13 protein-coding genes (1 of these 13 running past the window's edge) are annotated in these 13637 nt (G+C 61.8%); 6 read left to right on the plus strand and 7 right to left on the minus strand.

The genetic code is table 11. The features are described 5' to 3' along the window. The 3 genes from ACXADQ_RS02270 to ACXADQ_RS02280 all read right to left on the minus strand — a co-directional run. Nucleotides 1-398 carry the beginning of an MORN repeat-containing protein gene (locus tag ACXADQ_RS02270; RefSeq protein ID WP_475314745.1) on the minus strand. The gene continues 1438 nt to the left of window position 1, outside the view, so 398 of the gene's 1836 nt are visible here — the first part of the coding sequence; its start codon is at nucleotides 396-398; the stop codon falls past the left edge of the window. 69 nt (nucleotides 399-467) lie between these two features. After that, a complete protein-coding gene (gene amrB, locus ACXADQ_RS02275; protein ID WP_475314748.1) occupies nucleotides 468-2117 on the minus strand; it encodes an AmmeMemoRadiSam system protein B in 1650 nt (549 codons plus the stop codon). Continuing rightward, complete coding sequence (locus ACXADQ_RS02280; RefSeq protein ID WP_475314752.1) at nucleotides 2114-5080, minus strand: caspase family protein; 2967 nt, start codon at nucleotides 5078-5080, stop codon at nucleotides 2114-2116. The genes amrB and ACXADQ_RS02280 overlap by 4 nt, the downstream gene beginning before the upstream one ends. Before the next feature lie 166 nt (nucleotides 5081-5246). Between ACXADQ_RS02280 and ACXADQ_RS02285 the strand changes: the two genes are divergently transcribed. Then, entirely contained in the window at nucleotides 5247-5810 is a 564-nt protein-coding gene (locus ACXADQ_RS02285; RefSeq protein WP_475314756.1) for a DUF4202 domain-containing protein, read from the plus strand. Here ACXADQ_RS02285 and ACXADQ_RS02290 read toward each other — a convergent pair whose 3' ends face one another. Continuing rightward, nucleotides 5811-6935: a zinc ABC transporter substrate-binding protein gene (locus tag ACXADQ_RS02290; protein ID WP_475314759.1), complete on the minus strand. Its 1125-nt coding sequence runs from the start codon at nucleotides 6933-6935 to the stop codon at nucleotides 5811-5813. Between the two features lie 96 nt (nucleotides 6936-7031). Between ACXADQ_RS02290 and ACXADQ_RS02295 the strand changes: the two genes are divergently transcribed. Genes ACXADQ_RS02295 through ACXADQ_RS02310 form a run of 4 tightly spaced genes read left to right on the plus strand, consistent with a single transcriptional unit; the run spans nucleotide 7032 to nucleotide 9843 of the window. Further along, nucleotides 7032-7526: a Fur family transcriptional regulator gene (locus ACXADQ_RS02295; RefSeq protein WP_475314763.1), complete on the plus strand. Its 495-nt coding sequence runs from the start codon at nucleotides 7032-7034 to the stop codon at nucleotides 7524-7526. Further along, on the plus strand, nucleotides 7527-8282 hold the full coding sequence (locus tag ACXADQ_RS02300; RefSeq protein ID WP_475314767.1) for an ATP-binding cassette domain-containing protein: 756 nt from the start codon (nucleotides 7527-7529) through the stop codon (nucleotides 8280-8282). After that, nucleotides 8279-9085: an iron chelate uptake ABC transporter family permease subunit gene (locus ACXADQ_RS02305; protein ID WP_475314770.1), complete on the plus strand. Its 807-nt coding sequence runs from the start codon at nucleotides 8279-8281 to the stop codon at nucleotides 9083-9085. The genes ACXADQ_RS02300 and ACXADQ_RS02305 overlap by 4 nt, the downstream gene beginning before the upstream one ends. A gap of 56 nt (nucleotides 9086-9141) precedes the next feature. Beyond that, complete coding sequence (locus tag ACXADQ_RS02310; protein ID WP_475314772.1) at nucleotides 9142-9843, plus strand: CbiX/SirB N-terminal domain-containing protein; 702 nt, start codon at nucleotides 9142-9144, stop codon at nucleotides 9841-9843. On the opposite strand, the gene ACXADQ_RS02315 is transcribed toward ACXADQ_RS02310, so the two are convergent. The 3 genes from ACXADQ_RS02315 to ACXADQ_RS02325 all read right to left on the minus strand — a co-directional run bounded on the left by ACXADQ_RS02315 (nucleotide 9832) and on the right by ACXADQ_RS02325 (nucleotide 12607). Then, nucleotides 9832-11043 (minus strand): NAD(P)/FAD-dependent oxidoreductase, encoded by a 1212-nt coding sequence (locus tag ACXADQ_RS02315; RefSeq protein WP_475314774.1) that lies wholly within the window; start codon nucleotides 11041-11043, stop codon nucleotides 9832-9834. The two genes, ACXADQ_RS02310 and ACXADQ_RS02315, sit on opposite strands and share 12 nt — an antisense overlap. Then, the gene (locus ACXADQ_RS02320) at nucleotides 11043-11366 is read right to left on the minus strand and encodes a 2Fe-2S iron-sulfur cluster-binding protein (protein WP_475314778.1); all 324 of its coding nucleotides are present in this window, start codon (nucleotides 11364-11366) and stop codon (nucleotides 11043-11045) included. Before ACXADQ_RS02320 ends, ACXADQ_RS02315 begins: the two co-directional genes overlap by 1 nt. 74 nt (nucleotides 11367-11440) lie before the next feature. Beyond that, on the minus strand, nucleotides 11441-12607 hold the full coding sequence (locus ACXADQ_RS02325; protein ID WP_475314782.1) for a cytochrome P450: 1167 nt from the start codon (nucleotides 12605-12607) through the stop codon (nucleotides 11441-11443). 559 nt (nucleotides 12608-13166) lie between these two features. On the opposite strand from ACXADQ_RS02325, the gene ACXADQ_RS02330 reads away from it, so the two are divergent. Further along, nucleotides 13167-13637 carry a helix-turn-helix domain-containing protein gene (locus tag ACXADQ_RS02330; protein ID WP_475314786.1) on the plus strand — a complete coding sequence of 157 codons (471 nt, stop codon included), beginning with the start codon at nucleotides 13167-13169 and terminating at the stop codon, nucleotides 13635-13637.

Consider the following 13637-nt stretch of genomic DNA (forward strand, 5'->3'; position numbering starts at 1 on the left):
AACGACCCATCCCGATAGCTCAGCCGCCCGGCCCCGTGGAACCGGCCGTCTTTCACCATTCCGTCATAGCTGTGGTGCATCGTGCGCGGATCATAGCTGGCCGCGCCCGGCACCCGCCAGGACAGCCGCCCTTTGCCATGGGCGAACCCTTCGGGCGTGACACCCGGCCAATTGCCCGCTGCGGGCTCCCATGTGAATTCCAGCCCCATTTCCGGATGCGGATCAATCACGCGAACCATGCGGCGCGCGACCTCGCGGCTGACGGGATCATAGATAACATGCAGCTTTTGCTGAAGGGCGGGGGCACTCGCCTGCTCGGCCATCACAACCGTTCCGGACACTCCCACCATCACGGCCAGTGCGGCGCCGATCATCAAACCTTTTACCCTGTCCGTCATGCCATCATTCCTTTCGCGGCTCGTTATTGGAAGGCTACAAGGCGAAAAGCGTTTCGGACAAGTGTTAAGTCACTCGACCTGTGTCAGCTGGAACAGATGCGGCAGCGGCAGCGGCCGGACCGAAAGGGTTCCCTGCGGAAAAACCCGCACCTCGGCCAGCCCGCCCGAGCTGTGCGGCGGCAGCTGATCAAACAGGAAATTCCCCAGCGAGTGCATCACAACCGTATCCCCACCGCCCAAGACCTGCGCCCCATCGCTGACAGCATGGGGATGCGCGCCAATAATGGCCGCGACGCCACGACGGCGCAGTTGTTCGGCGATCCAAGCCTCGCGCGGACCCGGTTCGGTCACGAATTCCTGCCCCCAATGCAAAAAGGCCAGAACGGGGGTTTCTGCGTCCTCCAGAACAGCCTGGTCCAGCAAATCGGGCGTCAGGCGATCCACCCGGGGCATTGCACGCCCATCCAGATCCGTCAGCCCGACCAGCGCCACGCCCATCATGTCCAGCACCTCGCCCTGACTGAAATAGGCGATCCCCATGTGATCCAGCGCGCGGCGGGTTTCGGCCAGACCGCTGTCGCCGATATCGCGCGCATGGTTGTTGGCCAGCGATACGGCCACGACGTTCAAACGCGCGGCCCAGTCCTGCACAATCCCGCTCGGCATGGCCAGCACCATATGATCCAATTGCGAGGGCATGTCGGGCAGCAGCACGCCTTCGAGGTTCAGCACCAGGGGCAGGCCGCGCGTCGCGCCCAGTGCGGCCTTGGTCACGCGATCCGCGATCAGCTCGTCACTCAGCAACGAAGGCAGCACCCGGCCCAGAAACAAATCCCCGCCAATCACAAAGCGCTGCGCCCCGAACAAGGGCGGCGCATCCACGCCCTTGGGCAGATAGGCGGCGGTGACATAGCTGGTGGTTTCAGGAATGAAGCGGCTGTAGAGCTCTTGCATATTGGCATTGGCGACAACAACCGGCTGGGCGCCTTGCTCGGCCATCAGAGTCATCGCGATATACATGGCCCCGACGGAATCCACATGATCGGGCTGCACAAAGCGCGCGGCGGCCTCGATATCCCCGGCGCTCAGCACGTTCAGCACCTGCTGGTCGCGCAAACGCGCCTGGTGCAGCGGCAGGTAATGCGAGAAATCGGTGATTTGCAGCACCACCGTTCCGGGCTGCATCAGCGGGCGCAGGCGGTCCACCATCACATCCCATTCCGCCCGATCCGAATTGATCGAGACCGCCACCGGCACGATCTGCACCCCCGGCATCAGTCGCGCCACAAAGGGCAAGGCCGCCCGAATGCCGTGGTCTTTCTGAAACAGGCAACTTTCAGTGACGGGGCCACCGATCAGGCTGGCCGCAGCCTGCGCGTCGGTCTGAACCGGGCCAAAGATCGTGTTAAAGCCGCGCGTCGTCACCGCAAAGGGGCTGCTGGCCTGATAGAAATGATCCGGGAACAGCACGATCGCGCGTTTGACCTCGGGGGTGGCGGCAATGGCGATGCCTGCGGCCACCAGCTCGGGCATTTCCAGATGATGCGGCAGGATCGCGCCGCGAATCCCCACTATCGGGGCCACATCTGCGGCCCGCTCCAGCCCCGCGTTGAACACGTCTGGCTTGGTATAGAAAGTCGTGAAATCACCCTCGGGACAGCCCGCCTGCGCCAGCCCCGCGCACAGCGCCCATATAATACTGTATAGAAGCCGCCTCACTTTGCCCCCTGCGCCAAAAGGAAATTCGCGGTTTGCGAGATGTGATAGAACGGCTCTTGCTTCTTTTTACTCAGCCGAACGACCTCGTGATAGACATAGTCGGCCAGGCCCAGCAAGCGCACGCCATCGCCGGTTTTGTCCGCCCCACCGCGCAAGCCCTGTAGCATCGCATAGGTAAAAATCCCGTGGCCCAGATCGGCGCGTTCACCGGCCGTGTTATTCGCCGCCGTCGCCGAGAAGACGACCACCCGCGCATCGGCGGCCTCTTTTTCCAGCTTGGCGTTAAAGGCATTGGCGGCATGGCAGGTGTCCAGCACCAGAATGCGGCGCCCTTGGGCAAAGGATATTTCTTCCTGAATGACGCTCCAATCCACCAACGAGGACGTGCGCCAGCGGTCCCCCCGCTTTTGCGCATTCGTGGGCAGCAGGAAATACTGTTCCTCAAGGTTCATCCCGTGACCGGCGACGAAAATCACCGTGGTATCGTCGGGGCCGGGCAGTGTCAGAAAATCGACCAATTCACTGCTGATCGCGCGGGCCTCGGGCTCGAGCACGTCCAGCGGGTCCATATGCAACGACAGCGCGGCCTGACGCGGGGCGTCGGCCTCCAGCACCTCGTTGTTGACCATCACCAGCGTTTCCATGCCCGTATATAAGGGCGCGGTCCGTTCGCGCAGCACGTTCAAAAACTCCAATGCATCGGCCACGGGATAGCGCAGATCACACGGCTTGCCGCCACAGGCATCGGGCAGTTTGGGATAGTTGTTGATCCCGACCACGGCGACATACAGCTTGCCCTTTTTCTCGATCTTCTTTTTGCGTTTGAACAGGGCCACGGCGCTGCGTTCGGTCACATAGCCGAAATCGTTCTGGCCACTGACGGTGATCTGGTTTTCGCCGTCCTCCAGCGGGACATTGTACAGCAGCTTGCCCGCGCTACCGCCCGCGCGCACCGGATGCACCCGCCGGTCATTGACCAGCACCGAATACCCCCAGCTTTCGACCTCTTCCAACGAGGTGCCGGACACCTCGATCACCGCGAATCCGTCGGGGGCCTGCACTTCGTCTGCGACGCGGATATCAAACTCGGGCGGTTCGCGTGTCAGCAGCTCGTCCAGTTCGTTGTCACGCCCGCGCAGATCCAGGGCCGCCTGTCGGGCCTGGCCGGTCAGGATCGCGCGCCGCACGATTTCAGGCGAGTGCAGGTGCTGGCGCAATTGCCGCGCACGGACATAGCGCCCCTCGCGGTCCTGCCCCTGATTGATGTGCCAGCCCACCAGCCGATCCCCGTTGGGCGAGGAATGAAAATAGCCCTGCGGTGTCCAGATAATCCAATCCTCGCCCGCAAAGAACATCGAGGCAATCAGCGCGCGCGTTTCCAGGTTCCACAGTTTCAAGGTCTGGTCCCGGCTGCCGCTCAGCACCCGATTGGCGCGCGGGGCTACGGCCAGGGCCAGAATGTCGCTGGTATGGCCGACGAATTCGCCCGCACCAGCGCCTGTCAGATCATGCGCCAGCAAGATTCCGTTGCCGCCGCCCAGAATGATCTGATCCTGGCCCGAAACGAAACTGTAAGCGCTGTGGTAATAGCCATCCTCGGGGCCCTTCACGATCGCCACGTCGCCCAGCTCCAGCCGCGAGCCCTCGAAACCGCTCCCCGGTTCGCTGCTCAGGCTGACCGGCAGATCGGGGTGCTGTGTCAGCGCGCGACCAAGGCGCGCGGCCCCGCGCGGGGCCGGCTTTTCAAAACTGCGCTCTTGTGTCGGCAGCTCCATTTCCTGCGCCAGCGTTCCCATGATCGCCGGACAAATCGCCAGTTCGGGGCAAGGATCATCGCTGCCCCAGCCAATCCGGTCTGCGTTGGCGCTGATCCCGACCGAGGCTACGGGCGCTCCGATCCCTCCCATCTGGGTGACGGTTGATCCCGTTTCGACCCGCCACAGATGCAGCGCGTGCAATCGCCCGCCTGCGGTCAGCACCTGCTGGCCATCGGGCATCAGCGCCGAGGCATGAATGCCCACGTCCTGCGTGTCATAGCTTGCGATCTGCTGGCCCGAGGACACGGACCAGATTTCGGTGCCGTATTTGCTGGCGCAGCGATAGCCGCAGCTGAGCGTCAGCACATCCCCGGCCAAGGTCATCGCATCCACACGATAGGGGCGCTGCGGCAGTCGGTGCAGCACGGCGCCGGTCATGGCATCGCGCACCGTGACCTGACCCTGATCATTGGCCAAAGCGAACTGCGCTCCATCCGGGCTGACGGCCACCGCGATCAGCGGGTAATCCCACAGCGCCTCGTCATCGGGCGCGGTCACGGGCTGGTCATTGTCCAGAGCCCAGATCCTCAGCCCAAAGTCATAAGTCGCCACAATCAGGCGTTTGCCACCTGCGGCAAAGGCAACCTCGGACACGCGCCAGGCTTGGGTGTCCAGCACTGGCAGCGGCGCAGGCGTATCAGAGAACGGCGCGGACCAGCGCCAGACCTGCCCCCCCTGCCCCGAGGCCACCAGCTCGTCGCGCCCCGGATCATAGGCCAGCGCCTCGACCATATATTGGTGCCCCTTCAGGACGTTCACCACCGCCCCGGTGCGCAGATCGAAAATGCGAATGTCGCCAAAAGGGCCGTCGGTATCCAAATGCCCGCCGAAATACCCGCCCACTGCGACCATCGCCCCATCCGAGGACAGGGCCACGGCATTCACCAACCCCTCGTTTCCCGGGCCGATCTGGCCGCGCAGGATGGCGGTGCTGTCGCCCGTTTGCCAATCCCAGACCCGCACGGTTTTGTCATCCGCCGCACTAACGATCACCTGACCATCGGCGCTGACATCCACGTCGCGGATGGTGGCGCGGTGCCCACCCGTGTCCAGATCCAGAAAATACGAAGGCACCTGCGCCGCGACAGGCGGTGCCACGCCCAAAGCGGCCAAAATCACCGCTACGATCGCTGTGCAAATTCTCATGGCACTTACAAAACCTCGCAAGCCCCCACCGGCGCAGGGTAATTCCGTCTGCCTTGATTGGTAACTCACAATCGGTGCCGGGCGAAACACATTCTCGGGATATATCGCTTTGCACGCCTTTCACGCGCGATATAGTGAGACCAGTTTCTGTCACGAAAGGCCCCCAATGACCGACCGCCTCAGCTCTGTTCTGTCTGCAATCGATGCCGCCAACGCCGCCGACCCCACCCAAGAAGACGGCCGCGCAGCGGCGCAGCTCTATGGCGAGCGGATGAGCGCGGAACTGGCACGCCTGTTTCCCGATGCCTCCGAAGTGTTGCAGATCGCGGCGCGTGGACAGCATGTGGAACGCTGGCTGCTGCCCCGCAAGGACTACCCCGAAGGGCGCACCGGATATCTGGACTGGCGCAAGGAACAGGGGCGCCGCCACGGCGAACGCCTGGCCGGAATGATGGCGGATGCGGGCTACAGTGCCGAGGATCAGGCCCGCGTCGGCGTCATGCTGCGCAAAGAGGGGATCAAGCGCGATGCCGGGGTGCAGGCCCTGGAGGACGTGATCTGTTTCACCTTCCTCAAATGGTATTTCCAGCCCTTTGCGGGCACGCAGACCCCCGAAGCGCTGGAAAAAATCGTGGTCCGCACGGCGCGGAAAATGTCTGCCGAAGGCCGCGCGCGGGTGCTGGAGGAATTTGACCTTCCAGCTCCGTTCGACGCGGCCTTTGGCGCGTGATCACTTTAGGCAGCCCAGGATACTGTTCGACAGAGCGCGCAGGGTCTGAGCGTAATGGTTCGGACCCATCTCCACCCCGACGCCCAGCGGATCGATCTCGGCCACTGTCACGCCGGACTCGGACACAGCTTTGATCAGGCCGGGATTGAACTGCGGCTCGGCGAACACGCAGGTCACGCCCAGGTCATGCACGGCTTCGCGGACTTCGGCAACGCGCGCGGCGCTGGGATCAGACGCATCCCCCAACGAGATCGCCCCCGTGGCCGCCAGATCAAAGCGGCTTTCGAAATAGTGATACGCGTCATGGAACACCACAAAGCCCAGATCATGCGCTGGCGCCAGATCTGCGGATAGCTCGGCGATCAGCTGATCCATCTGGGCCACGCCCTCGGCTGCGTTCTTGGCATAGGTCGCAGCGTTGTCCGGGTCGTGATGAGACAGCTCTTCGGCGATGGCCATCAGCCAAATTTTGGCGTTCGCCGGGTCCAGCCAGGCATGCGGATCAACGCCCGAGTGATCATGATCGTGATGTTCATCATCGCCGTGCTCTTCATGCTCGTCATGCCCATGCTCTTCATGCTCGTCGTGGCCGTGCTCTTCATGCTCGTCGTGGCCATGCTCTTCGTGCTCGTCGTGGCCATACTCTTCGTGCTCGTCGTGACCATGCTCTTCGTGCTCGTCATGGCCGTGCTCTTCGTGCTCGTCGTGACCGTGCTCTTCATGCTCGTCATGGCCGTGCTCTTCGTGGCCATCTTCGTCATGATCATGCGCGGCAAAGGTGGCGCCTTCGCGGAATTCCAGCTTGATCGTCGCCTCAAGCTCCAGCAGCTCGACCAACTCGGCCTTGGCGGCCAGGGCCTCCATGGGCTGTTCCATCCACGGGGTCAGACCCTCGCCGACCCACACCACGATATCGGCCTCGCTCAGGGCGCGCGCTTGCGATGGGCGCAGCGCATACCCATGAGGCGACGCGCCCGGATCCACCAGATTGGTGGGCTCGCCCACACCTTGCATCACCTGCGCGACCAGCGAATGCACGGGCGCAATATCAGTTACGACTTTGGGGGCCTCGGCCCAGGCAGGGGTGGTCAGCGACGCGGCCGCAACCCAAATGAACGAACGCATGTCTTACCTCATGTAATTGTATAACATCACGCGGGTTGATAGTTGTTACACTATTCCATATCAAGGACTAAATGCTCCGATCCTGAAAGGCGCCCAATGGACCCTGTCGGTTTTGCCAAACATGACCATTTAAGTTGCATCGAGGGCAATCTTGGTGCGATCGAACAGATGTGCAAAGAACACGGGCTGCAGTTCACACCGACCCGGCGCCGTGTTCTGGAAATCCTGCTGCATGAACATCGCGCCCTGGGGGCCTATGAAATTCTGGACAAGCTGCGCGAAGAGGGTCTGGGCTCTCAGCCCCCCGTTGCCTACAGGGCCCTGGATTTTCTGGTGACGAACGGGTTTGCCCATAAGATCGAACATCTGAACGCGTTCACCGCTTGCACCCATCCCGGGCAAGAACACACGCCGATGTTTCTGATCTGTCGCGAATGTGGCGCGGTCGCCGAGGCCACCGCCCATGTTTCCGCAGATACGCTGGGCAAGACCGCCCATGCCGAAGGTTTTGTCATCGAAAAGGCCGTGATCGAGGCCAAGGGGCTGTGCCCCAACTGTCAGGCCCCCGATGCATTGGTCAAGGACACGTAAATGAGCCTGATAGATGTGCGCAACATGACCGTGAAAGCCAACGGTCAGCCGATCCTGTCCAACGTGGATTTTCACATCAATGCCAGCGAGATCGTCACCGTGGTCGGCCCCAACGGGTCGGGTAAATCAACCTTGCTGAAGGCCGTGATCGGCGCGCTGAAACCACAGACAGGAACCGTACAGCACACGCCCGGTTTGCGAATTGGATATGTGCCGCAGAAGCTGCATATCGACCCAACATTGCCGCTGACGGTCGGCCGTTTTCTGAACTTGCCGCATCGGGTTTCCGGCAAACGAGCGCGCAAAGCGCTGAGCGAAGCCGGCGTCGAAGATCTGATGAATCGCCAGATGTCCAACCTGTCTGGCGGTCAGTTCCAACGGGTGCTGCTGGCGCGGGCGCTGTTGAACGAGCCTCAACTGCTGATCCTGGACGAGGCCACTCAGGGGCTGGACCAACCCGGATCGGCCGCGTTTTACCGTCAGATCGAGCATGTCCGCCAAGAGCTGGGATGTGCTGTGCTGATGGTCAGCCATGAATTGCATGTGGTGATGGCGGCCTCGGACCGGGTGCTGTGCCTGAACGGGCATATCTGCTGTCAGGGAGAACCTGAACACGTGGCCTCGGCCCCTGAGTACCGCGCGCTGTTCGGCTCGGGCACCCAGGGCGCACTGGCATTGTACCGGCACGAGCACAACCATACGCATGACGAAGCGTGCGAGCATGATCACGACCATTCCCACGAGGCTGCTCAATGACCGGGTTTTTAGATGATTTTCTGGTCCGGGCCGCTTTGGCTGGATTGGGTCTGGCGCTGGCCGCTGCGCCCCTGGGATGTTTCGTGGTGTGGCGCCGGATGGCCTATTTCGGGGACGCCACGGCCCATGCCGCAATTCTGGGCGTGGCGCTGTCATTGGCCTTTTCGACCTCGATCTTTACGGGGGCACTGATCGCTGCTCTGGTCATGGCCACAACGGTCTCGGTGCTCAGCGGACGTGGCTTTGCCATGGACACGTTGCTGGGCGTTCTGGCCCACAGCGCGCTGGCGGTCGGGCTGGTTGCGGTGTCCTTTCTGGACGGGGTCCGGATCGACCTCATGTCCTATCTGTTTGGCGATATCCTGGCCGTCACCCAAGGCGATCTGGCTGTAATCTGGAGCGGCACCGTCCTGGTTCTGGCCCTGCTTTGGTGGCGCTGGTCGGCGCTGTTGCTGGCTTCGTTGAATCAGGATCTGGCCCATGCGGCCGGGGTCAATCCCAAGCGCGAGCAGATGATCCTGACCTTGGCTCTGGCCTTGGTTGTGGCGGTCGCGATCAAGGTCGTCGGCGTGTTGCTGATCGCCGCCATGCTGATCATCCCTGCGGCCACCGCGCGCCCCTTTGCCGCCACGCCTGAACGTATGGCCGTTATCGCCGCGCTGTTGGCCGGTCTGTCGGCGCTTGGGGGGCTGCAACTGTCGTTTTTGTTCGATACACCAACCGGGCCAACCATCGTCAGCGTCGCCGCGGCGCTGTTCACGTTATCTGCCGCAGGGACTGCCACGTTCCGGCGATTGGGCTAGGCTTGCCGGGCGCGTGAATTGCTCTAACTTTGGCGCTGATCAGACCGAGAGAGACGATGTCCCAACCTACCCGCGCCGCCGTGATCGTGGCCCATGGCAGCCCTTCGGACCCGGACACGCAAGAGCGTGACCTGCAAGCGCTGGCCAAGAAGGTGAACGCCAATCTGCCGGAATGGGATATTCGCGGCGCCACCCTGGCCGCCGATGGGGCACTGGATGCCGCGTTTGAGGCGCTGTCTGCCCCGCTGGTCTATCCCTATTTCATGGCCGAGGGCTATTTTACCGGCCGCGTTCTGGCGCCAAAGTCCAAAGCGCGCGGCTTGATCCAAATGCGCCCCTTTGGGGTCGAACCACACCTGGCCGATTGCGCCGAGGCCGAGCTGGGGGCGATTCTTAACAACAAGGGGTGGAGCGCCCAAGACACGGGCTTGTTGGTGGCCGCCCATGGCAGTGCCGTATCGCGCACCAGCGCCAACAGCACCTATGCCATGGCCGCAACCTTGCATCGGCGCATGGGGTTCCTGCGAACTCGGGTGGGGTTGATCGAAGAACCGCCGCATGTCGAGGCAATGGCACGCGGTCTGGGACAGGCGATCTGCCTGCCCTTTTTTGCCCTGAATGCGGGGCATATGCTGGAGGACATGCCCCAAGCCCTGGGCGCCGCAGACTTCAGCGGCGCGCGGCTGCCCGCAATGATCGATTGGGCCAGCACCCCGGCCCTGATCGCGGACAGCCTGAAACAGACCTCAGAGCAGTGATTTCAGCTTGAAGCTGGTATCCGCGGCCTGCTCGGGCGTGGGGCTGATGCCTGCGGCCAGCAATTTGCGCCCCATCATGTGATCAGCGGCGGCATTGACGCTGTCGATCGCGCGCAGCTGGCCGTCACGGAAGTGCAGAAGCGAGAACTTCTTGGCCTCTTTGTCACCGCGCAGCACCGTTTGATCGCACCCGATTTGCAGGCCAACCATCTGGAGCTTCAGATCATATTGATCCGACCAGAACCACGGCACCGTGTCATAAGGTTTGGGATTTCCGGCGATGGCCGCAGCCACGATCCGGCCCTGATCGGCCGCGTTTTGCACCGATTCCAACCGCATCAACTGACCCGCAAAGGGATGGGCATAGGCCGCGACATCCCCCGCCGCAAAGACATGCGGGTCCGAGGTGCGCCCGTTTTCATCCACGACAATACCGTTGTCACAGGTGATCCCGGCGGCCTGCGCCAGTTCAGCGTTGGGAATAACGCCGATGCCCACCACGACCAATTGCGCCGGATAGCTGCTGCCATCCTTGCAGGTCACGGCGCTGACGGCGCCTTCGCCTTCGAACCCGGACACGAAAGCGTTGCAGACCACGTTTACCCCGTGTCCCTGATGCACGCCCGTGAAATAGTCCGACAATTCCTCGGTCACGACGCGGCCCATCACACGCGGCGCGGCCTCGAGCACGGTAACCTCTTTGCCCAGCTTGCGGGCGACGGCGGCGAATTCCAGCCCGATGAAGCCCGCACCGATCACGGCAACGCTGTCCACATCGGCCAAACGCGCCTCGATCCCGTCTACGTCATCCAGGGTTTTCAGATAGAAAATGCCCTCAAGATCCGCGCCAGGCACGGGGATTTCGCGCACGCGCGCGCCCGTCGCGATAACCAGATCATCATAGGCCAGCGCCGTTCCGTCCGACAACGTCACCTGACGCGCAGCCGCGTCCAGACCGGTGACCGCAACATTCACCCGCAGGTCGATGTTCTGATCGGCATAGTATTCCTCGGTCCGAAACCGCAGGCGGTCCTTGTCCGTATCACCCAGCAAATAGGCCTTGGACAGCGGCGGGCGCTGATACGGGGCATAGGGCTCTTCACCGATGATGGTGATCGCGCCGTCAAAACCTTCTTTGCGCAGGGATTCAGCGGTCTGATACCCCGCCTGACCGGCCCCGATGATGACCACGCCCGACATTAGCTTTGCACCTCGGGCAGACGGATCACGATACCGTCCATTTCAGGCGTGACCTGAATCTGGCAGCTCAGACGGCTGTTGGATTCCCGCGGAGATTCGGTGCAATCCAGCATGTCGTCTTCGGTTTCGGACATGGGCGACAGCTTGTCCATCCAGGCTTCGTCGACATAGCAGTGGCAGGTCGCGCAGCCACACGAGCCGCCGCATTCGCCTTCGATTCCGTCCACGCCATTCAGCGTGGCGCCTTGCATCAGGGACCAACCGGCGGGCAGCTCGACCTCGCGCTCGGTGCCGTCGAATTCGATATAGGTAACCTTTGGCATCTTGGTATTCCTTCTTTCAGATATGCGAACGGCGGCGCCGAGGGGACAGCGCCGCCGCATCTAAGCAGTTTGGGTTACGCGACCGACAGCTGAAGCTGCATCGGGCTGCGGAAGTTCGAGGAGGGCACCCAGGGCAGTTGCTCTTGCATCCGCTCGAAGTCGGGATAGCGACCCAGGAACTCTTCGAAGGCGACCTTACAGGCCAGACGTGCAATCGCGGTGCCCAGGCAGGCATGCACACCGCCGCCAAAGCCCAGGTGACCCCGAGGTTTGCGGGTGATGTCATAGACATCAGCGGTTTCGCCCCAGCGACGATCATCGCGGTTGCCCGAGCCATAGCACAGCATCACGAAATCACCGGCCTTCATGGTCTGGCCGTGGATTTCCACGTCCTTTTGCAGGCAGCGGCGGAACCGTTGAGCCGAGGTGTTGAAGCGCAGCGATTCTTCCATCGCGTCAGGGATCAGCGACAGATCTGCGGCCACGGCGCGACGGGCGTCCGCATGATCGGCCAGGTTCAGACCCATCATACCCATGAACCCCGACAGGCTTTCGATACCGGCCATGATCAGCGTGGTCACGGTCAGCTGAACCTCTTTGTCCTTCAGCTTCTCACCGTCGATTTCCGAGGTGATGAAGTTGGACAGCAGATCCTCGCCCGGGTTTTTCTTGCGCTCTTGCACCAGGTTCTCGGCATAATTGGCCATCCACTCGTAGGCGGCCAGATGCTCGGGGCCCTTTTTACGCGTCTTGGGGTCGGTCTGGACCATCAAAACAGCGTTGTCGCGCACTTCTTCCTGGCCTTCGGCCGGCATGGCGAACAGGTGGAACAGCAGGTCAACCGTCACTTTCGACGAGTAGTCGTTGACGAAATCAAAGCTCTTCTCACCGGCCAATGCGTCCAGATGCTTGCGGCACACGGCTTGCGTCGGCTCGACCAGGTATTCCAGGGCGCGTTTCATCACGGCCTTCTGGATCAGAGCGCGCAGGCGGTCGTGGCGTGGCGGATCAGTGGTCCCCAGGGTGTTGCCTGCACGGTTGGGCAGTTCGTCCACCAGGTTGCCTTTGGCCGAGGAATAGGTCTGCCAGTCGTTCAGCGCGGTCACGATATCCTCGTGGCGCGAATAGACCCACATACCGGCCTCTTCGGACCAGAAACAGGGATGTTCATCCCTCAGGGTTTTGTAGAATGGATGCGGATCGGCATCCATTGCGGGGGAATAGGGATCGAAGCGAAACACCTTCTTGGGTCCTCCCATGCCTTGGTTGGTGTTAAATCTGATGTCCCGTTGTCCCACATGGGCGGGGGAACCAACAATGGACGCCGCCCTGAATCTTTGGTACTTTTCCTTCATTTCCCGGATCAGAGGGCTGAAATGGAAAAATCTGACGAAGTCTCGATCTATGGGCTCTATGGCGAAGAAACCCCCGAGGATGATCTGAGATTCGTTCATATCGAGGCCATTTCCACGCGATCTCACCTATATGATTGGCAAATTAAGCCGCACGCGCATCAAGGCATGTTCCAATTGCTGTTCCTGGCCGGGGGCGCCGCGCGGGTGATGGTGGACCAGAATTTGCACAATATCGTCGCCCCTACTGTCATTTGCATTCCCGGAAACACCGTCCATGGATTCGAGTTCAACCCCGATACAGAAGGCTGGGTGCTGACGGTTGGCGATACTTTGCTGGGCGCCGGGAATGATCCGCGCGGGCAGGCCCTGATCCGTCCGTTGCTGGTGGCGCCGGTGTTGATGCCCCTGGCCGACAGCCCCAAAACCGTGAACCTGATCAGACTCGATGCTGGACAAGATCGAGGGCGAGTTCAACCTGCCTCAGCCCGGACGTGGTGCCATGTTCGACTGGATGATTCAGATTATCCTTGTGGAAATTGGCCGCCGTCAGAAACGTCTGGCCCCGGACGAGACCGGCCAGCAGAAACGGCATGAACAGTTTCAGCATTTCCGCGAGCTATTGGAACAGCATTATAAATCACATTGGGCGGTCGAGGAGTACGCCGATCGTTTGGGCATCACCCCACCCCGGCTGAACCGGCTGAGCCGCACCATGACGGGCAAAACCATCGGCACCCTGATTCAGGATCGGCTGGTGCTCGAGGCGCAGCGCCTTTTGACCTATACCAACGCCACCGCCACCATGGTTGCCTTTGAAACCGGGTTCCGGGATCCGGCCTATTTTTCGCGATTTTTTAAGCGACGCACCGGGCTGTCCCCGGTGGAATACCGCAAGGCGCAAGAGCAGCGCCACTAG

It is taken from the genome of Thalassovita sp. ABM4_323, assembly GCF_056158665.1.